This is a genomic window from Paenibacillus sp. 2TAB23, assembly GCF_052115165.1.
GTDB lineage: Bacteria > Bacillota > Bacilli > Paenibacillales > Paenibacillaceae > Pristimantibacillus.
The window spans coordinates 89213-110582 of record NZ_JBFRGD010000006.1 but is presented as its reverse complement, the minus strand read 5'-3'; the positions used below and the strand labels follow the sequence as shown (position 1 = coordinate 110582).

The window sequence follows — 21370 nt, the reverse complement described above, 5'->3', positions numbered from 1 at the left end:
AGTTTCCTGTCCATATAGATCAGTCTTGCTATAATAAGTCTATATGGAAGGAAAGAAGGCGAACTACCATGAAAATCAACTTTAAAAACAAGTGGAAAATAAAGCATAAATTGTTTATATCCTATATAGCCGTTATTATGATTCCGCTTATGATTTTGGGTATTTATTCCTACCAGCAATCGAAACAGCTCCAGGTCCAGCAATCGAACATCGTTCTTCAAGACAGCTTGAAGAAGATGGAGGACAGTCTTACCTATAAGCTGCAGCGGTTTAACGCGGCGATCGAATTGATCAGCTACAACCCAAATTTCTCCCATATTTTCAATGAGGAATATAAAAGTTATTATGACATGTATATCGATTTGAAAGACACTGTGGATCCTTTGCTCAATACGGCGCTTTTCTTGAATAGCGATATCGCGCGGATCACGATATATACGGAGAATAATCTAACGGAACGCTTGAATTCCATCATGCCGATATCGAAGGTAGAGCATGAATTCTGGTATAAAGAATCGTTAAACTCGGCGGATACGCATTGGTATGCGCAAAACGGGAGAATTTTCGGCGTAAGGCGGATATTCGGGGATATTAATTACGATAAGAAAAACTTGATTTATATGGAACTGATTCCGAAGTTCTTCTTTAATTCCCTGAAACCATCGGAATTGAATGGATCCACGGTCGTCATTACGGATCAGCAGTTGAATATTGTTTATGCGAGCAATGATTCGCAAGACCAATTGGCGGCAGTGCGTCAATTGCTCCAACAATCCAAGCTGAAACCGAACACCGAGAACGCTCAATATATATGGCTCAATAGAACAATGAAAGAATCAGGCTGGACCATTTCGCTCATCGCTTCCTCGGAGGCATTAACGATAAAACCGTGGAAGATTATTCGGGCTACCATCATCATAGAAGCAGCTTGCTTCGTTATTTTATTAGGGATGATTTGGTTGTTTACGCGCGTGTTCGTTCGTAGGATTCATCGTTTAAATACGAAGATGAGAATGGTCGAAGAAGGCATATTCACGATCAACTTGAAGGTTCATTCCCAAGATGAAATCGGAGAGCTCGAACTTCGATTCGTGAAAATGTTGACTAGTATCAATCTATTGATCGAGGAAGGGTACAAAAGCAAGATCATTCAACGGGAGGCGGAGCTGCGAGCCCTTCAATCGCAAATCAACCCGCATTTTCTGTACAACTCCTTGTCCATCATTAACTGGAAAGCGATTGAAATCAAAGCAACCGACATCAGCAACGTAGCAGGGATCTTAGCTACCTTCTATCGAACGACGTTAAATCGCGGCAATGATATGATGTCTGTCAGAGACGAGCTTCTGAATACGAGATCCTACCTCGAAATGCAATTAATAATGCATGACCATGATTTTGACGTGATTTACGAGTTGGAGGACGATATTCTCGATTACCGGATGATCAAGCTGGTGCTGCAGCCGATCGTAGAAAATGCGATTGAGCACGGTATCGATCAGAAGCGATCAGGAAAAGGCGAGCTGAGAATTAGCGGCAAGTTGGATGGCGAAGCCATTGTATTTACGGTTCAGGACAACGGACCAGGGATGGATAAGAAATTATCCGAAGACATCCTGGTTAAGCAGTCCAAGGGTTATGGAATCTACAATGTGCACGAGCGAATTAGGGTGCAATATGGCAGTGAATACGGCATCGCCATTCAAAGCGTGATCGGAATAGGCACGCAGGTGACAGTGAGGATATCCAGTCACTTGCAGGATGATTTCTAATAATAAGGGGCCGTTCCCTTTGTCCATCATCCATGGACAAGAGAAACCGGCCCCAAATTCCTTATCACCTACAAGTTATACTTCCGAATCAAGTAAGTCGGCGTGCAGCTCCAAGCATGGCAATAGCTATTGATCATTGGATTGCCATAAGGAGAGAAGGATTTATTGTTGGGATCGTAAAGCTCCCAGAAAGTATCAGCCCCGTCTTTAATCATTTCACCCCAGTAGGCTTTCATTTGATTGATAGCGACCTCTGTTTCACCCACAAGAATGAGTGCCTCCACCAAATGGTGGTACAGGTAAGGCGTCGTTACTCCGACATCCGGCTTCACTTCCAATAAACGAGTGAGCAGCTCCTTATTTTTCTGTGGCTCCCATACTTCCGCAAGAACCATCCAGATTTGGCTGGCCCAAGAGACTTGACGGTCCACGCCGCTTATGAAGAAGCCCGCTGCCTCATCCCATAAATGCTCTTTTGTTGATTCTACGATTAGATCGAGCTGTTGCTTCAACCTTTCTACGGTATCACGGCCTACAATTTCGGCTATTTGAATAGCTATCCGGAGAGCGTAGATCAACACGCCTTGCGTTGGCGCTTGCTTATTCAATTCCTGATTCCAATCGATGAAGGAATACCAGGAATTCGAATCTCGGACGAGATGGCTTTCATCCAAGTATCCAAAAGCAATCTCGAATTGTCTGAGAGCTAACGGCCATAGCTCGGTCAAGGTTTCCAGGTCCTGCGAGACAGCATAATAGTCGTATAAGGTAGTGACAAAGAAAATTGAATAGTCGAGCAGGTACGTGTCATCCGCGATCAAATCCGCAAACGTAAAGACGTTGGCTGTAATTTGTCCGTTGTCGTTAGGGACGCCGGCAAACAAATATAGGTTTCGTTTCACTAGATCGTAATTTTTGAAGGTTTCATAGTTCGCCAGTGCTTGAAGCCGAAGATCCCCCAGCCATAACCTGCGGTCCCGCTTGGGGCCATCCTCGAATACGAGCTGCATGCAATCCTGCAAGGTTTTGATACTAACCTCATCCATTTTCTGAATTAGCTCGTCCGAGTGTTTTAGCGGCGTGATCTTGCTGACATCGGCGGAAGTAACCGTGCGGCACACAATCTTGTCGAAGGAGACACGGTATTTCTGGGAAGCAGCAATTACTTCAATCTTCACGTAACGGAAGCTGTAACGACGGGGCAGGGTTATTACGCCTGGCAATATATCCACGTGGAAGACTGCTTCTTGGAGCCAAGAGCTGCTGATCCAGCCCTCATAAGAGCTGAAGGGCTCAGCCATTTCGATCGGCATTTCGCCGAAGGTAATTTTGAGATGAAGAGGCGCATCAGGCGGGCTGCCGACTGGACGGATATGGATTTCATCCAAATACCCGACAAGATGTGTGCCATAGTCCAGAATGAATTGATCACCTTTGCCGAAGCTTTTATGGCGGAGCTCTTCAGCGGGCTCCAAGACGTTCGCTCTCCATCCATGTACGGCAGAGGCATCAGAAATGACATCTATAAGGTGAACCGGATGGACTTCCGTACTGATGAGCTCCGGTTTTAGCTGTTCCGCTATTGCAATAAAAGCTTCGTTTCTAATAATCGTATGATCCTTAATCACTTGAATGTTCGCCACGTATAGTTCCCCTCTCGGAAAATAATCTCACTATTAATTTAAATGCTTTCTTATGCATCCATCAATGATGACAGTACAGAAAAAACTATCCGTTTTACAGTTATCGCGTATTTTCTTCTTCCTATGGGATTCTTCCAAGTGCTTCAGGTATCAATGCCGGTACTCGCTGCCGATGCAGGAATTGTGAACATTACAGACACTTCGCAATCAATCATAATGGCGACAATGGTCATCACAACATTGCCAATCTTAGCCGCATATCCTGCTCCTGCAAAAATACTTTGTGCAAGGCAGGATGATTGGTTCGGTGAAAGGCTAACGGTTACATTTCTTGTATCACGACAAGATGGTAATATATAAATTATGATTAATAATCCCATTACATTTGACTGGCACATCAATTTCTCATGGTTTGCCGCTAACTAGGTCTTTCCTCTAATGGAAAAGAGTCCGTGGATATTTTGAAGCGTTATAAAGCAGTAGGGAACATACAAATAGAGAGGCGAGACGTCATGGATCATCTGCAACTGGATCACTATTTGCGACAGCTTGATTCGATAGAGAAAATTCAGATCATTACGCGTTCCAACGTCAATGAATTTGATGGGAATGAAAGGAGAGCGGAAAATGATGGCACTGTTTTCCGCATGCAGGAGAATTATTTTTTTGATCAAGGGTCGATATTCATCAGCAAGCATCACCGCTATGCTCCGATGCCGCTGCATAACCATTCCTTTATCGAGTTGAATTATATGTATTCCGGGGAATGCAAGCAGGAGATCAATGGAAATCTGGTTCATATCAACCAAGGTCAGGTTTGTATGCTGGATAAGGATGTTCTTCACCGTATTTATCCCCTTGGAGAAAACGATATCCTTATTAATATCATTATCAAAAAGGATTCCCTTTTGCCAAGATTATTAGGCGGGCTGAATCGAACCGGAATAGTCTCCAGCTTCCTATCCCATGCCTTATCGGAGGATCAGAGCCATGACCGTTATGTACGGTTTCACTCGGAGAATCGGCATCAATTGCATCATCTTTTCAAGAATATGATGTGTGAATACTTTGATACCGACGAATTGTCCATGGATATGGTGGGCTACTACATCCCACTTGTCTTTACCGAGCTCATGAGAGTCTATCGTACGGATAAAAATTTCGAGCTCAACCAATCGAACGGGCAGGGCAGCATCATTGATATTCTTCACTATATCGAACAGAACTTCCGGAACTGCACATTAACGGGCTTAGCCGAGGCCTTCGGCTTTAATGCGAATTACTTAGGAAATATGTTGAAGGAACGAACAGGTCAAACCTTTCTATCGTTGGTTCAAACCCAGCGCATGGTGCAAGCCGTTCATTTGTTAAAGCATTCCTCTAAAAATATCGATGAGATTGCACTTGAAATCGGTTATGAATCACCAGGTTTTTTTTACCGGAAATTCAAGGATTATTATGGCCAAACCCCTAATCGTTATCGCAAATCAATGGAAGCCGAGGGGATTATGGGTTGAGCGTTTTTTCATCCATTTTGTTTACTATTCTATGCATGCAAAATAATACCCAATACCTTCGAGGCATTGGGTATTTGCTGCACTTTTGGCTGTTCAATTGAAAGTTTTTCCACTAAAGATACCTTTAAACTTCGGCGTTCCATTTGTTGTTTTTAACTCTGCTTTTTTGGGGTAATGCGGTCATCTTTATTTCAACTCTTCGAGCTAGTTTTAATGCACCTTGATCGATATATTTCATATAGTAATGCGACAAAATAAATAAGGGCACCATGGAGATAATGAAAGTAATTGCATAGGCAAGATTATAACTAAAGTGATGAATCACTTTACTAAACAGGAACGCGGAGAACGTATTTAGGAAAGTAAAATGAATAAGGTAAAGGGAAAATGAAATCTGTCCTAAATAAGCAAACGGTTTCGATCCAAACACCTGCTGCAGCACTTTTAAACGAAGCATAGCAAACAAAATCAGAGCAGAACCTAGGGTTCGTGCAAAAAGTCGTGGATCAATATTAAATTGAATCCATTGATTGATCATCTTTGTCCACACTTCTATAGGTTCGTAGATAGTGCCCATTAATGAAGTATAAGGTGCCGAACCTAAATAAATCCCCATTAAAAGCACAAGTACTGCCGCTATTTTGTTTTGTATCCATTTGTGCTTGAGCAAATCGGCAAGCAGCATTCCCCACAAAAAAGCGACAAAATAAGATTGTATAAACGTAATGGATAAGACCACATACACAATCCATCTTTGTTTCACTCGACCAAATAGAGCAAGAAAACCGAAAATTAAAAAAGAACCTAATAGCTCATAGCCCATTGTCCAAAGGACTGGATTGTAAGGATGTGCTTCAAAACGGAAAAACGGATCAAAAATAGCAGCCTTCATAACGGTATATATATTTGTATCTAAAACGTAGTAGTTCTTTTTCATATCCGTCCATGTTGTTCCCTATATTTCTTGGAGATGAAAGGCATTTGTAATAATTGCTAGATACGCTAGCAAGACGGATACCGCTGCAGGTATGGCAAGGCGAATGTATCTTCGTATGGCGCTGGAATGCAACCATTTTTGGTAAGTTTCACTATCGAGCTCTTTTTCAAACATTTTGACACTGAGTACATAACCACTTAACACAAAAAACAAGCAAACGGCAAATTGTCCATTATAAAATAAATTAATTGGAGAATGACCGTACCAGATATCCCATTTAAAATGAGCTTGTTGCGGTCTTCCATTTAACGCAGCTGGATAAAATACTTGGATGTAGTGCGAAATAACCACGGCGCATGCCGCGAGCCCTCTCATGCCATCCAAATAGATTAGCTTTTTTTCGGATATCTCTTTATTCATTTTTTCCCCTACTTTCATGAAGCATGCAATGTTGCACAATTAAATGTACATCATGAACCATTTATTGCCCTCAAATACTACCATATATAAATAGAAATACAATACCTAGGGCTCGCAACCGGATTATTCACGAAAGTGACATAGATTTTTGACAGAATGATGAGGGTTGATTGGAGAGCAGTACATAAACGGCGCAATATGGTAACCTATAGAAGTGAAATTACTGAGAGGAAGTGTCATGGTCATGCCGAACCAAAGCAATGCGATTAGTATCGAACGATTTCCGACCTCTGTTACAAAGGTACTTTTTGAAACCATAAAGATTGGCATTATTAAATCGAATCTCATCGCGATGATCGCAGGGCTAAGTATGGCGACGTTCGTTCATCATATATCCTTTTTCGATAAGATAGGCAACATATTGCTGGCTTTGATTGGATCGTCCTTGGTCATCGGAGCAGCTGGCATCTTTAATAATTTGTACGACCGCGATATTGACAGCATTATGAAGCGGACGAAAAATAGGCCAACCGTGTCCGGAATCATTGACGTCTGGAGCGGGCTAATCATGGGGATCTGGATCGCGGTCGGCGGTCTTGTCGCGCTGTTTATGGCTTCGCCGCTGTCCGCTGTCTTCGGATTTCTGGGGCTTTTCCTCTATGTCGTGCCTTATACCATGTGGACGAAACGTAGAACCGTATACAATACGGAGGTAGGAAGCTTGTCAGGCGCGATGCCTCCACTGATCGGTTGGGCCGCAATCTCGCCTGACGTTTTGCATCCTGGTGCTATTGCCTTGTTCCTGTTAATGGTCATTTGGCAGATGCCGCATTTTTACGCGATAGCGATTCGCCGCATGGAGGAATACCGGGCGGCTAACATCCCGATGCTGCCGGTCGCCAAGGGTATTCGGAGAACGTACTTGCAGATGAACGTGTACTTGGTTGCATTGCTTTTATGCAGCATTTTGTTCTGGTCGTTTAATCCTTACATCGCTATCGCGAATGCGATTCTAAGCTTGGGCTGGTTGATTCTGAGCATTAACGGATACCGTAAGAAGCAGGAAGACAAGTGGGCCCGTTCAATGTTCATTTTCTCGCTGAACCACATTACGGTTATCCTGTTGATGATCGTTTGTTACTCGATAGGTGCTCCGTTGTTATAATGGAAATGCTCGTCTGAAATCTAAAAATTAAAATAGAATATGTCGAATGACAAATACATTCGAAGCTGCATCGATTATATGATATTTGATCCCCTTTAAGTAGACACTCGAAAAACCTTCAATGGAGGTTAGGGAGACACTTGGAGGGGATATTTTTTATGGTTAAAAGAGGATAAACAATCCTGAAGAATTCGAGTTTTTTCTTTAATGAAGTTAGGAAGTTTGAGAGCTGATTTGATGATATCACACTCGTCCAATGCGCTTCTTACATCGTGTAATATGTATTTGGTAATCAATGTTAAGATCAATGGTGACGCCTAATTTTTAAATTTATCGTCCTGACTGGATCACTTTTCCCAAATCATTCATTGTATATCTTGATTCGATAATACTACTTATTAAAGTTAAAGGGTTGATTCGAAAAGAGTGACCAAATCAAAGATGTTTTAATACAAATGTTTATATTATAATAGTCTCAAAAAGAGTATTTTTGTCGTAAAAGGAAGAAAGAAGGAATTTCTATGGAGATCAGCGAGGATCAGCGCATTACTGCTAAACAGAAGCTTATTCAAGTGTTTTCCTATCTGCAGGCTATGCATCAATTGAAACAGCCGGTAATAAAGAGGACTTCAAGCCATTTATGGTCGCAATCCTTTTCTGATTTACCGGTTAATCCCAATGTAATCTGTGATTTTATACACGAAAATAAATCTTCTAAACGTATAGAGGATCAGATTTCTGATGTCTTGCTAACAGTTAGGAGACCTAATCCGAGCCCCTGTCCAAAACCACCTGAGCAGCTGTTGCGCTGGCTGAAGCCGGATTGGGACAAAATTCAAACACAGCCGGATAGAGTGGAAAGTCTAGAAAGCTACCGTGAGCTTGAGGAAACAGGCGGTTATGAAGCGTATCAGGAACGTTTCGATCAGAACGAAGAAAGAGTTCTGACCTGGACGATATGGTGTAAAGAGCGTGAAGAATGGAAAAAAAATGAATGGCCTGTACGCAGAACCATAAAGTTGTTCGAGGATTTGTACATGCTCTTTTCATGGATTGATCGTGAAAGGGATTCTGTCGAACTAATGATGGGGGATGGGATATTATATTGGGAACTACAGCCAGAGATTATTCACCATCCCGTGTTGATACAGAAAGTACAACTGTGTTTCAATCCCGATGTGCCGGAGTTTACACTGATTGCTTCTGAAGACGAGCCTAAGTTTCACAGTGCTTTATTTAGAGACACGCTTGAAGTTAGTTCACAATCAATAAAAAAATGTACCGAGGATTTGTTGAATTCTCCTTGTTTACCCTTGGGATATGAAGGTACGGATAACTATTTGAAAAAGGTATCCAGCTACTTATCTGCTAAAGCGGAGTTTATTCCTTTTGACAGTGAAGGAGCAGATTTAACTCAGGAGAAGAAGGCAGTAATTATTCGAAGAGAGCCAGTAATTTTTTTGCGTAAGCGTACCATTGGATTTGATCATGCAATTGAAGAAATCATTAAGGATTTGAACGTAAGAGAAGATTTTCCGCAGGCGATAGCCAGAATTACTGGAATTGACATAGGATCTGCACCCCAGAGAGAAAATAAGTTTTCATATTCTAATATGAATGTTAATGGAGAGAATGAAGAGATTCTATTCACTAAGGAGGCAAACTCGGAGCAGTTGGATATTGCTCTGAAGTTGGGACGGTTTGGCTCGGTTTTGGTACAAGGGCCACCGGGTACTGGAAAGACGCACACCATTGCCAACTTGCTCGGTCATTTTCTTGCAGAAGGCAAAAGTGTATTGGTAACCAGCCACACCTCAAGAGCATTGAGCGTTCTGCGCGATAAGGTAGTGAGTGAACTTCAAAATTTATGCGTCAGCGTATTGGACGATGTCAGCGGACAGAAACAACTGGAGAACTCCATTGACATCATTACATCGACTTTAAGCACAATATCGTTGGAACAAACAGAACAGGAAATTGTTGTTTTATCAACCAAACGCAAATCAATACTGGAGCAGCTCAAAGTAATTAATAATAGCCTTCGAATCTCTCGAGAGAGCGACTATCAACCGATTGTATTGTGGGGTTCTGAATATGATCCGTCCAAAGCAGCGAAAATGATCTCTGCAGGACAGGAAACATTGGATTTAATCCCCGGGAGTATTGTCGCAGGTCATGCTTTTCCACTTTCTCCTTCTGAGTTGAACAGCTTATATTTCAGCTCTGGAGAGATTACTGTTGAGGATGAGAATGAATTCAAATACTTATCCATTAACACAGAAATGCTTATTACTCCTGAAGAATTTAATAGGCTTGTTGAAGAAAATCAGAAGCTGCTAAGTATGGACAAGAATAAACATATACCTTATTGGGCAATTAACAAGGAGGTACAGCCGGATAAACTGCGCACTTTGCTTGTTCAATTGCGTCAAACGATAGTTATTAGCAACCAAGAGGATTGGAAGCTTGAACTAATCTTTATCAAAGAGAATGAAAAGAACGATTGGCTTGAATTGCTTGAAGAGGTAGATCAGTGGTTAGGCCTGTACCGTACAGCAAGAACAGCTAGATACAAATTTGGATTTGAACATTTGGGCGACGGTGATTTGCATTCTCTCCTTCCAGTGCTTAATGAAATAAAACGCCATCTGGAAAATGGGGGTAAACTGAATTCACTTCAGCTATTGCTTAAGCGGCAGTGGAAAAAGGTTTGTGAACTCATATTACCTCATGGCAAGGAAATTGAGGAACTGGATGTTGCCTACATTGATGCACTGCTGTCAGTCATAGCTTACCAATATCAACGGTCTAAATCGATAACTCGTTGGAACCGGCAGGTAACTGTTAGAGGAGGTTACGATTTAGCCGAGTTTGGGTCGCAGCTCGAAGAGTACATGGAGAATATTCAGACGGAAATCCGTGGTCTGTTGGATTGGAGGCAATCAAGCTTTAATCCTCTGTTACAGGCTCTAGAGAATGAAGGGCTCGAGTGGGATGCTTTGTTTAATGCCAAGCAGCTTCCAGTAGAGAAGCATGCCGAGTGGCTTCATCTGCAGCAATTGGTCGAGCAAGAACTCCCAGATATCATAGATTCATATATATATGCAGAGAGATGGAATATAGTTAACCAACGGATACAGGAAGTGTGGCAAACCGTACAATCTCTAGCGGATTCCCGTTCAGTGACGGCAAGTCGCCTTCAGGAGAGTATTATGCAGTTGGATCAGCATATGTATGGACAAGCTTATAGTGCCATACAGCAATTTTGGGGAAAAAGCACTCTGATACGCCAAAGACAAGAATGGCTCCAAAAATTGGAGGAGAGTGCTCCTGATTGGGCACTGGCGATTAGAAACAGGCGAGGGGTTCACAATGGAATTCAGGCTCCAAATGAAGCTCAAACGATCTGGCTGCTTAAACAATTAGATATGGAATTAGATCGAAGATCTGCAATTTCAACACAATTGCTACAAGAAGAACTTGCGGAAATCCGTAACCACTTTAAATCGGTAACTCTGCAGTTGGTCGAGAAAAAGGCTTGGCTCGCACTTGCACGAAAGACTACGCTTAAGCAGCAGAATGCGCTTCACGGCTGGAAACTATTGATGAAAAGAGCAGGAAAGCGGACCGGGAAGTCTGCTCCTCATCTTCTTGCTGAAGCCCGTAAGCTTATGCCCATCTGCCAGTCTGCAGTTCCCGTTTGGATTATGCCTACTTATAGAGTAGTGGATAGTTTTAACCCTTCAGATAACCACTTTGATGTTGTAATAGTGGATGAAGCCAGCCAGGCAGATATTATGGCACTAACGGCGCTTTATTTGGGTACACAAATAGTTGTAGTTGGTGATGATGAACAAGTGAGCCCTGAGGCAATAGGACAGCGGCTGGAAGAAACGAGAAAGCTGATGGATGCCCATCTGGAAGGTATTCCTAACGCTGCCCTGTATGACGGGAGCACTTCAATTTATGATCTGGCTAAAACCTCATTTGCGGGAATGACCCAACTTAGGGAACATTTTCGCTGTGTAGAACCAATTATTCAGTTCAGTAACAGATTGTCCTATAATGGATCCATTCTTCCGCTTAGAGATGCAAGTGGGGTATCCACCAAGCCTTACATTATCGAGTACCGAGTAGAGAGCGGAAGCAGGAATAATAAAAAGAATGAGGCGGAAGCGCAGGCTGTCGCTTCGCTTATTCTCTCAGCCATTGAGCAGGAAGAATATAAGGACGCCACTTTTGGGGTAATAACTTTGCTTGGGGAAGAACAAGCTATTTTAATTGACCAGTATTTGCAAAAACACATACCAGCTAAAGAATATGAGCAGCGAAAGATACGATGTGGAAATTCTGCCCAGTTTCAAGGTGATGAGCGCGATGTAGTTTTTTTGTCCATGGTCGATGCATCTGAAGAATCTGTACCGCTGCGTCTTATTTCAGATCCTGGAAATCGAACCAAAAAGCGCTACAACGTCGCAGTTAGCCGGGCCCGTGACCAACTATGGCTGGTTCATTCGCTCGATACATCAACTCAACTTAAAGAAGGGGATCTGCGGAAACGTTTAATTGAATATTTTAGGAACCCGTATACCGCTGATGAAATCTTGAGTCAGCATGAGCCTGAACTGGAATCCGAATTTGAGCGTCAGGTTATGCGTCGTGTTCTGCAGGAAGGCTATAGAGTATTTCCTCAATGGAAAGTAGGAGCCTACCGCATTGATATGGTGATTGAAGGAGGCGGTAAACGCTTAGCTGTGGAATGTGATGGGGACAAATGGCATCCGGTCGAAAAGCTTAGTGAGGATATGGACAGGCAATCCATACTAGAGCGTCTTGGTTGGACCTTCGTAAGAATCAGAGGTGGAGAGTTCTTCCGGCAGCCCGAAAGGGCATTACTTCCACTGTTTCAGAAGTTGGAGGAATTGAACATTCCACGTGAGCTGCTACAGCAGGAAAAGTCCATGCAAGTGGGAGAGTACGAGCCGACGGCGCTTCAGGATGAAATAATAAATAGAGCAGGGCGGATTAGACAGGAGTGGAACAATGTAGAAAACATTCAGATTTCGAATGTCTCAGCTCCAATTGACACTGAAGAAGAACTAACAAATGTTGTAAAGTCAGAAAAAGAGGATACGGAACAATTCTTCTATAGAGAAATTAGTCTGGAGCGTAATTTGAGCTGCTATTGGACGGAAGAAATGCGGAACGCAGAAGAAGAAAGACAAGCGTTATTTGAGCAGGAGTTTCACGTAATGGAAACAGCTGCCGGGATGGAAGTGCATTACTGGGACGATTCCAGGAATAGCGTAGAAATAAAGACTTCCACAGATTCCGTCTTTATCTTGACTGAGTATTTAGAAGCACAAGGCCTCAAGTTTTTAGACTTAAGAGATCAGAGCGGTAAGGTCTGGGTGATTGAAGATTTAAAGATGGTGATGCATTTGTCATCTTTAAGACAAAGAGGCGTTACGTTTACCTACTTAAAAGAGGGTACTTATGACACCCGCTGGAAGGCTGCTTGGTATAGCTATTACAGGGAGGATAGTCCTGCCGAATAATTGGTGAAATCTCATTGCACCTATGGGGCAAGCGAGTACGGGCAAAGGAAGCAAGTTCATTTGCGGATGAGAGGAGCATCAGCGAATGGGCCAAAGCGAGCGTCGCCGAATTGCTCAAATCTGATTACAGGCAAACGAATGGGCAATTCGATCCGCAAGGCGAAGCATGCAGAGCGGAAATCGCCTTTATTCTTAAGCGTTTGATTGAAATTTTTGTGCAATAATGATTGGGAAGTCCAGTGCATCAGTGTTTGGATAACGTAATGAATCCTTAGTAGGAGCGGTCTCTTCCCATGATGGAGGGACCGTTTCTTTGTTATGGGATAACAAGTCGTTCGAGGCTCCAGCGTCCATCATGTTGACGGTACTTTAAATGGATAAGAATGTGATCTTAGTTTCATAGAGCCTGCTTCTACCTACTGAAATAAAGAATGTCTTTGATGATGAAAAATTGTATTTAAATCCTAAATTGGGAGAGGTATGATGAAACTATTCAATTCCATAAAGGATTGGGAGAGTGATTGATAATGAGTAAGCCGCTGCAGCTGGATCCACTATTTAATGATCACATGGTTATTCAACGGAATAAAGATTTTTTGGTTTGGGGAACGGGGACAAATGGAGATAAAGTAACGGTGACTTGCCGAGGCATAAGCGGCTCTGCTGAGGTGCATGAGAGTCAATGGCGTGTAGCTTTTCCAGCAATGGGGGTTGGAGAGCCCTGTGAGCTAATTGTGGAAACGGCAGAAAGCACCATTACACTRCTGGATGTCGTGTTTGGTGATGTCTGGCTAGCAGGAGGCCAGTCCAATATGGAATGGCCTTTGCGTTCAAGTCATCAAGCTGAACAGGCTATAGCTGCTGCGAACGTGCCTTTATTGCGTTTTTATGAGGTGCCCAAGATAGCATTTGAACAAGAGGGAGTTACGTTCTCAAGCATGTGGAGAACATGCACACCGGAAACGGCTGGGGATATATCTGCGGTCGCCTATTATTATGCGAGAGCACTGATCGATTCAGAGCAAGTGCCGATCGGGGTTATCGGTTGCAATTGGGGGGGAACCTCCGCTTCTTGTTGGGTGGCGGAAGAGGTGATGGATGCTGATGCAGAGCTTTCGATTTATACCAAGGATTTCACAGAACAAATGGTAGGTTTTGATTGGCAGAAATTTGAGCAAGTTAGCAGAAAATATGACGAGGCAGTTGACCAGTACAATCGAAAACTCGAATCTGGATATAAGGGAGAAGAGCTTGGGAAATATCCTTGGCCGCCTCCTTTAAGTCCGCATAGCTTTATGCGTCCCTACGGTTTATATGAAACGATGCTGCGAAAAGTATTCCCTTATGTATTAAAGGGTGTTATTTATTATCAGGGAGAAAGCGATGTTGACCGTTCGGAATTGTATAGTCAATTGCTGGAAGCCCTAATCTTAGATTGGCGTAAACAATGGAACGATCCAGTGCTTCCGTTTCTATTCGTACAGCTTCCGATTTTCGACAATAATAATCCGATGGGGGAGGAGTGGCCACGCCTCAGAGAGGCGCAGCAGCAAACAGCCGATCGGGTTCCGTTCACGGCAATGGCTGTAGTATTGGAATGCGGAGACCCGGCAGACATTCATCCGGTGGATAAAAAGCTTGTCGGTGAGCGTTTAGCTTTGCTGGCATTAGATAAAATATATGGCAGAGCGGTTAAGAGCTCCGGACCTGTTTATCGTGAAATCAGCTTTGAAAAAGGTGATGCCGTAGTTCACTACGATCATGCAGAAGCAGGACTGTTGATTCGTGAAGGGAATCGATTACTGGGATTCGAGATAGCTGCTGAGAGTGGAGAATTTCTGCCGGCAGAGGCTGTAATTCACGGGCGTACAGTAAGAGTCAAAAGTGATAAGGTTAGAATGCCTCGATACGTTCGATATGGCTGGGCAAATGTTACCCATGCAAACCTGATGGGTGCGGAGGGTCTGCCTGCTGCGCCGTTTCGAACATTTCGTTAAATTAAGCTAGTTATTAGGTGCCCAATCGAATGGTATGAGATTCAATCCGTTTTTGAAATGCTAGAGAAGCGACCAGTTGGATCTTAAAAAAGGAATTGTTTTCACTCAAAAGTTATACTCGCTCTGCATGTCGATACTCAACAATGGCTGAGGCGTGGTCGAGCAGATCAGGAGGTCAGCACAGTAGAATGAGGAGAACCGTTGTTATTTCAGACATTCATGGTTATTATCAGACTTTTTTATCGTTACTTGATATGATTCAATACAACGCTATTCATGACCGGCTTGTTTTGCTTGGCGACTATGTAGATGGCGGACCTTCATCTCTACAAGTCGTGCAGCATGTAAGAGGATTGGATAAATTAAGCGGGGTAAGTTGTATTGGCGGCAACCATGACGATATGTTTTTAAATTGGCTGGATGATCGAGATTATATCCTTTCTCCATATACGTCAGCTCGCAATGGAGGCTGGCAAACCATTCGTTCGTTCTGTCCTTGGTATGTGGATGAGTTGGATGATGAGAAGGCGCGAATTTATATCAAGCAGAAGTATGCAACAGAAGTTCATTTCCTTCGGAATCTAAAGTACTTTACAGAAGATCAACATCATATCTATGTGCACGCGGGTATCGATCCAGAATTATCGCACTGGCGCCATACTTCTACCAAGGATTATCGCTGGATTAGGGGTAAATTCCATACTCATGATGGAATATTGCCTATTTTTAAAAAGATTGTATTCGGGCACGAGGTCACCGCCAGGCTGCATCATTCGAAACAATTTGATCCATGGTTCGGGAAACAAATGATCGGCATAGATGGCGGCATCAAGTTCGGGTACCAGTTGAATGCTTTAATCATTAGCGAGCATTTGGAATATAGTTATGCAAGTTTAGAGAGCAAGGATTGAATGCTTGAGACTTCAGCGTTATTCGAAATGGTCAAAGATAACGGTATGTTGACACCACCAGAGGAAACTGCACAGAAAATAATAGAGTTTTTGTTTTAAGGAGATTTTGAACAGGGTATGTTCGTTGATATTTACGACTAAACCATTTCTGCGAATATATGATATTCTATCAGAAGCATGAAATGAAAGATCAATGGAAGGCGGCACCTGTCATGAAAGTTATATTTCCTCAAGTGAAAATTGCGGAAGAAGTCGCTGTGGTTGCTCAATTGGCGGCAGCGATATGGCGCGAATATTACGTATCCATTATTACAATTGAACAAATTGAATACATGATTGGCAAATTCCAATCGATTTCTGCGATTACGGACCAGATTGACCATCAGGGCTATGAATATTACTTCATCCATAATGGTGAATCCGTGGTCGGGTATATGTCGGTCAGAGAAGAAGAGGACAAGCTCTTCCTGAGCAAATTTTATATAAGCAAGGAGCACCGGGGACAGGGCTATGCGAGCCAAGCCTCGGCATTCCTTGAGCAGCTGTGCAAAGACCGAAATCTAAGCCATATTTGGCTGACAGTCAACCGTGATAACGAATCCTCTATTGCGGTATACGAGAAAAAAGGATTTCAGATCGTACAAGAGCAAATTGCGGATATCGGCAATGGATTTGTCATGGACGATTTTATTATGGAGAAAGAAATTTTGATTTCATAAATAAAAGAAGGTTATACGCGAATATAAGGGACCACTCTGGAGACAGGGTGGTCAATGTATCGGAGGAAAGGTCGAATTTCCTGAAAGTTTTACCGAAGGGGCTGTTCGCGAGCTTAGGGAAGAAACCGGATTAATTGCAAAACCTGAGGACTTGATTTTTAAAGGAATAGACGAATATGTCGTGCCTAAAACGAAATACAGATATATGGTCTTCAATTATCTAGTAACTAAAGTTGAAGGGAAATTGCTTGCGAATCCGCCTGAAGGTGAATTGTATTGGGTGGATATCAATGATGCCATGAACCTGCCGATGCAGACATGGTTTAAACGTAGATTGCCCCTATTTTTCGAAAAAGGAACCTTTGAGATATCTGTCGTATGGGATGAGGACAGTCAAAGCTTGGTTAAAGATAAACAAAGGTTGCTTGGGTAGTCATGAAGCATTCGGGTAAAGAAAGTTCAATAAAACAGCGGCGGTCTAGGGCTTATTTTTATGCCTATGGCAGCCGCTGTTTGTATGATTGGGGCTAGTCTATCCTTATTTTTCTGAAACATCGGGACATGATAGTGATAAAGGAGATAGAAAGCCGAAATTGACAAAGCTGCTTCACGGGAGGAACTGCTCTTTCGTATAACCCTGACATACTGTAGTCAGGGTAGCCATTGTATGATGGATACATAAGTACGCTACCTAAACTGGAGGTTATTCAAATGACAAATCATAGTACGAGATTTTATGACTATCATGTATGGGCAAATAAAATAATCTTTAATCGATTAAAGCAGCTTCCGCAGCATGTATACAAGCAAGAGATTCAAAGCGTGTTTTCTTCAGTGTCGAAAGTGATGGCCCATATCTACAGGGTTGATTGCTGTTGGCTGGATATCCTGATGGGTAAAAGCATGAATGAAGCGATGCAAGCATCTATTCAAATGGAGGCGGATGCAGAAGCAAAAAGTCTTGAGGAATTGGAGACGATGTATGATGATTTGTCCATGAGATTCAAAGCTTGTATAAACGAACATGAGGATCTTGAGAAAGAGGTAGTTTTGGATAATCCTTATGCTGGAATTTTGAATACGAGATATTCAGAATTTATTATACAAGTTGCGAATCATGGTACGTACCACCGAGGAAACCTGTCTGCAATGCTTCGCCAACTGGGTCATTCCTCAGTAATGACGGAATATGGACTTTTTATGTATCAGGATGAAGCAAACCCGAGCATAACAACAGTACCTGCTAATTAGATCAATTACCGTTTTTAAAGAAGCATGGAGAATAGATTAGTTAGTAAAATATTATGCTTAGCCCATTGCTAAAATGGAAATAAAAAATGATATAATGGCGTGAATCCATTATAAAAGGGAGATGTTGGATATGTTTAAACAAATCGAGGACTTTACCGCAGCTTGGAGTTATGAAACAGCAGCAACGCTGCGGACGCTAGAGGCGCTTACAGATGAGTCTCTTGGACAACAGATAACGAGCGAACATCGAACGCTTGGACGTCTTGCATGGCATCTTGTGCAGACGGTGCATGAAATGCCAACGCGGACAGGATTAACATTTGAAGGACCGGGCGAAGATGTGACGGTGCCAGCTTCGGCAGCGGAGATAGCAGCGCTTTATAAGCGGACCTCGCAAGCACTCCTAGATGCGGTACAGTCCAGTTGGAAGGATGAGAATCTGTTCATCATGTCCGATATGTATGGCGATCAATGGCCGAACGGCTTGATGCTGGATGTTCTCATCAAGCATGAGATTCATCATCGCGGTCAAATGACGGTTCTAATGCGTCAAGCCGGCCTTCGTGTGCCGGATCTTTACGGCCCGACGAAAGAGCAGTGGGCTGAGTTTGGTGCACCGGCCCCGGTAATATAGAGTATGACTAATTCCCGCTTTGACCGTTGGTTGAAGCGGGATTTTTAGGACTTTCATAATAAAGGCGCGACATTTTTTTATCTTTATGCACATGATTTGATCATTCGAATTGACGCAGTCAACAGCATTTATTGTTTTGGAAATTGAACTTAGAAGTACGTGTAGATGGAGTGTTTGACCGATGAAGAAATCACTAGAATTAATCTCATCTTTTAATGTGCTGCATGATCAGTTTCGATATTTACATTCCTATCATTACTCTCGCAAGTTTAGTGAAGACGGCGGTATAGAGCAAAATTTCATAATTACTTTATGCAATTATCCATATTACGAGAATGATCAAATATTAGCAGTAACTTTTTTGAATGTATTCGAATTGAAAATCGGGAATATTTGGGGTATTTTGAATTTGTATATCGATATTGTTGATATATCCAAGGACCAATTGGAAGGGATACGTTTTAAAGTTAAAGAAGATGAGGAAGACTCTTTTTCGTTTTATTGCCAAACGTTTGAATTTGAAGTTGTTTAGAAATATGAATACATCATTTGCCCACATAGTAGAACAAATTGCCGCGTCTATGTTACGCGGCTTTTTATATTTCATTTATTTCTCCGAGCTCATTGATAAATATCCTCCCTCGGCATATCGGCATGCTGCTACAACACGCTAGGACTTCGAAGCTTCATAGCAGCGACCTTTCCTTTCTCACTTAAAAATACACAGTGGGCCATGCAGGCTCAATTAGGCTTAAACCTGTAAAAGTCGGTTTTATCTACCAATTGTATTGTTTTGACGGACTGACAGCACTCTCTCCGCATGGTAATTTGAAAGAGTTAGGCATTCCATGTACGGCGGAGGGATAAACCGATGAGAAAGATGAATCCGGTAGCGGTCTCGAAAGCGACCATCATAGATCGATTTTGGAGTTCTAGACAGGATCTAGTGAGGGACGTTGTCGTTCCTTATCAGTGGGAAGCGCTTAACGATTGGATTGAAGGGGCAGAGAAAAGCGGCACGATTGCCAATTTTCGCGCTGCTGCGGAAGGCAGAATAGGCGGACATCACGGCTTCGTATTCCAGGACAGCGATTTGGCGAAATGGCTGGAAACGGTTGGCTTTGTACTGCAGCAGCATCGAGACGAGGGACTTGAGAAGCTGGCGGACGCAGCAATCGAGCTGATTGGCAGCGCGCAGATGGACAATGGCTATATCGGCACATATTATCAGCTTCTGAAACCCGGTGAGCAATGGGAGAATGTAAGGGACGACCATGAAATGTACAATGCCGGCCACTTCATGGAAGCTGCGGTCGCTTATTACGAAGCGACGGGCAACCAGAAAATACTCGATATTATGTGCAAATTCGCAGATCATATCGTCGCGACGTTCGGAGCTCGCGAAGGGCAGCTCCCTGGTTACTGTGGCCATCCGGAAATCGAGCTTGCGCTAGTCAAGCTGTATAAGCTGACCGGCAATAAGTCGTATCTGGAAACGTCCCGGTTTTTCGTCGAGGAGCGGGGACGGGAACCGAAATATTTCGACGTTGAGCTGGAAAAGCGGCTCGCCGCCGGCCGTAAGGAACGCGTTGATCGCCGGCCGATGGAGTACTTCCAATCGCACGAGCCGATACGCGAACAAGAGACGGCTGACGGTCACGCCGTACGTGCCGTGTATTTGTTCGCTGGCGCAACGGATATCGCTGATGAATACAACGATGATTCGCTGCTTGCGGCGGTCAAGTCGCTGTGGGACAACGTCGTGCAGCGCAGAATGTACGTGACGGGAGGCATAGGCTCTTCGGATTATTACGAAGCGTTCTCGTTTGACTATGATTTGCCGAGCGATCGCGCATACGCCGAAACCTGCGCCGCGATCGGCTTCCTGAACTGGGGACAGCGTCTGCTCCAGATTGAGGGGGATTCGCACTATGCTGACGTGATTGAGCGGGTGTTGTACAACGGCCTCCTTAGCGGTATTTCGTTAGACGGACGCAGCTATTTTTATGTCAATCCACTGGAGGTTTGGCCCGTCGTCAGCGGTCGTAGGGACGATATCCCAAGTGCAAGAACTCGTAGACAACCTTGGTTCGGCTGCGCGTGCTGCCCGCCGAATATCGCTAGGTTCATTGCTTCCTTGAGCAGTTATATTTACTCTGTGAATGAGGATGAGCTGTACGTGCATCAGTATATCGGCAGCCGCACAGAGCAGACATTCAAGGGTGGAAAAATCACCGTTCACCAACAGACAGAGTATCCTTGGACGGGCAACGTTGTGCTTGAAATATCCAGCGGTTCGGCAGAGTTTGCGCTTGCGCTTCGGCTTCCCTCTTGGTCAAAGCGCTCCGTCATCCGTTTGAACGGTGTCGAGATTGATGCTACTGGCATTACCGAGAAGGGATATGTGAAAATCCAACGAATATGGAGCGAAGGCGATATCGTCGAGCTGGAGCTGGACATGAGCGTCGCCTTGGTACGGGCGCATCCCGAGCTTCGGGAAGCAAGCGGCAAAACGGCTGTCCAACGCGGGCCGGTCCTCTATTGCTTGGAGGAAGTGGATAACGGCGCGAACCTTCGCGATCTGCAGCTGTCATCCAGTGCGGCATTCGAAGGGGCGTTCGTGCCGGATCTGCTGGAAGGCGTTTATGTCATTGCGTCGAAGGATGCTTGGAGAACGGCTTATGGCGACGTATCCACCGAGTTGTACACCACTAAACGGTATGCCAAACAACAAACGAAAGCCGTTTTTGTACCTTATTATGCTTGGGCCAACCGCGAGGAAGGCGAAATGTCGGTCTGGATACGAGAACGAGAGCTTGGATACGAATAAAATGCCTTCAACCGAA

General features: G+C 43.6%; 14 protein-coding genes and 2 pseudogenes. 14 read left to right on the top strand and 2 right to left on the bottom strand.

From position 1 onward, the window contains the following. Positions 1-68 precede the first annotated feature (68 nt). Positions 69-1772 carry a sensor histidine kinase gene (locus AB4Z29_RS11380; RefSeq protein ID WP_441943171.1) on the top strand — a complete coding sequence of 568 codons (1704 nt, stop codon included), beginning with the start codon at positions 69-71 and terminating at the stop codon, positions 1770-1772. Between the two features lie 68 nt (positions 1773-1840). Here AB4Z29_RS11380 and AB4Z29_RS11375 read toward each other — a convergent pair whose 3' ends face one another. Further along, positions 1841-3415: an alpha-L-rhamnosidase-related protein gene (locus AB4Z29_RS11375; RefSeq protein ID WP_441943170.1), complete on the bottom strand. Its 1575-nt coding sequence runs from the start codon at positions 3413-3415 to the stop codon at positions 1841-1843. Positions 3416-3583: 168 nt separating this feature from the next. Here AB4Z29_RS11375 and AB4Z29_RS11370 point away from each other — a divergent pair. Further along, positions 3584-3734: pseudogene (locus AB4Z29_RS11370) on the top strand (carbohydrate ABC transporter permease); the annotation flags it as partial. Positions 3735-3927: 193 nt separating this feature from the next. Further along, positions 3928-4932: an AraC family transcriptional regulator gene (locus tag AB4Z29_RS11365; RefSeq protein WP_441943169.1), complete on the top strand. Its 1005-nt coding sequence runs from the start codon at positions 3928-3930 to the stop codon at positions 4930-4932. A 124-nt stretch (positions 4933-5056) separates the two neighbouring features. Here AB4Z29_RS11365 and AB4Z29_RS11360 read toward each other — a convergent pair. Next, positions 5057-6289 (bottom strand): annotated as a pseudogene (locus tag AB4Z29_RS11360) (acyltransferase family protein). A 244-nt stretch (positions 6290-6533) separates the two neighbouring features. Between AB4Z29_RS11360 and cyoE the strand changes: the two are divergent. The 11 genes from cyoE to AB4Z29_RS11305 all read left to right on the top strand — a co-directional run bounded on the left by cyoE (position 6534) and on the right by AB4Z29_RS11305 (position 21354). Beyond that, positions 6534-7454: a heme o synthase gene (gene cyoE, locus AB4Z29_RS11355; RefSeq protein WP_441943168.1), complete on the top strand. Its 921-nt coding sequence runs from the start codon at positions 6534-6536 to the stop codon at positions 7452-7454. Positions 7455-7975: 521 nt separating this feature from the next. Beyond that, positions 7976-13012, top strand: a complete 5037-nt coding sequence (locus AB4Z29_RS11350) for an AAA domain-containing protein (RefSeq protein ID WP_441943167.1) — start codon at positions 7976-7978, stop codon at positions 13010-13012. Between the two features lie 14 nt (positions 13013-13026). After that, the gene (locus AB4Z29_RS11345) at positions 13027-13236 is read left to right on the top strand and encodes a hypothetical protein (protein WP_441943166.1); all 210 of its coding nucleotides are present in this window, start codon (positions 13027-13029) and stop codon (positions 13234-13236) included. Positions 13237-13539: 303 nt separating this feature from the next. Then, positions 13540-15009 (top strand): sialate O-acetylesterase, encoded by a 1470-nt coding sequence (locus tag AB4Z29_RS11340; protein ID WP_441943165.1) that lies wholly within the window; start codon positions 13540-13542, stop codon positions 15007-15009. 188 nt (positions 15010-15197) lie between these two features. After that, complete coding sequence (locus tag AB4Z29_RS11335) at positions 15198-15920, top strand: metallophosphoesterase (protein WP_441943164.1); 723 nt, start codon at positions 15198-15200, stop codon at positions 15918-15920. Between the two features lie 212 nt (positions 15921-16132). Beyond that, positions 16133-16639, top strand: coding sequence for a GNAT family N-acetyltransferase (locus AB4Z29_RS11330; RefSeq protein WP_441943163.1), 507 nt, complete (start codon positions 16133-16135; stop codon positions 16637-16639). Positions 16640-16652: 13 nt separating this feature from the next. Continuing rightward, entirely contained in the window at positions 16653-17072 is a 420-nt protein-coding gene (locus tag AB4Z29_RS11325; protein WP_441943293.1) for an NUDIX domain-containing protein, read from the top strand. A 278-nt stretch (positions 17073-17350) separates the two neighbouring features. After that, positions 17351-17890, top strand: a complete 540-nt coding sequence (locus tag AB4Z29_RS11320; protein ID WP_441943162.1) for a DinB family protein — start codon at positions 17351-17353, stop codon at positions 17888-17890. Positions 17891-18020: 130 nt separating this feature from the next. Next, positions 18021-18524 carry a DinB family protein gene (locus AB4Z29_RS11315; RefSeq protein WP_441943161.1) on the top strand — a complete coding sequence of 168 codons (504 nt, stop codon included), beginning with the start codon at positions 18021-18023 and terminating at the stop codon, positions 18522-18524. Positions 18525-18705: 181 nt separating this feature from the next. Continuing rightward, positions 18706-19056, top strand: coding sequence for a hypothetical protein (locus AB4Z29_RS11310; RefSeq protein WP_441943160.1), 351 nt, complete (start codon positions 18706-18708; stop codon positions 19054-19056). A gap of 339 nt (positions 19057-19395) precedes the next feature. After that, complete coding sequence (locus AB4Z29_RS11305) at positions 19396-21354, top strand: glycoside hydrolase family 127 protein (protein ID WP_441943159.1); 1959 nt, start codon at positions 19396-19398, stop codon at positions 21352-21354. Positions 21355-21370: the final 16 nt, after the last annotated feature.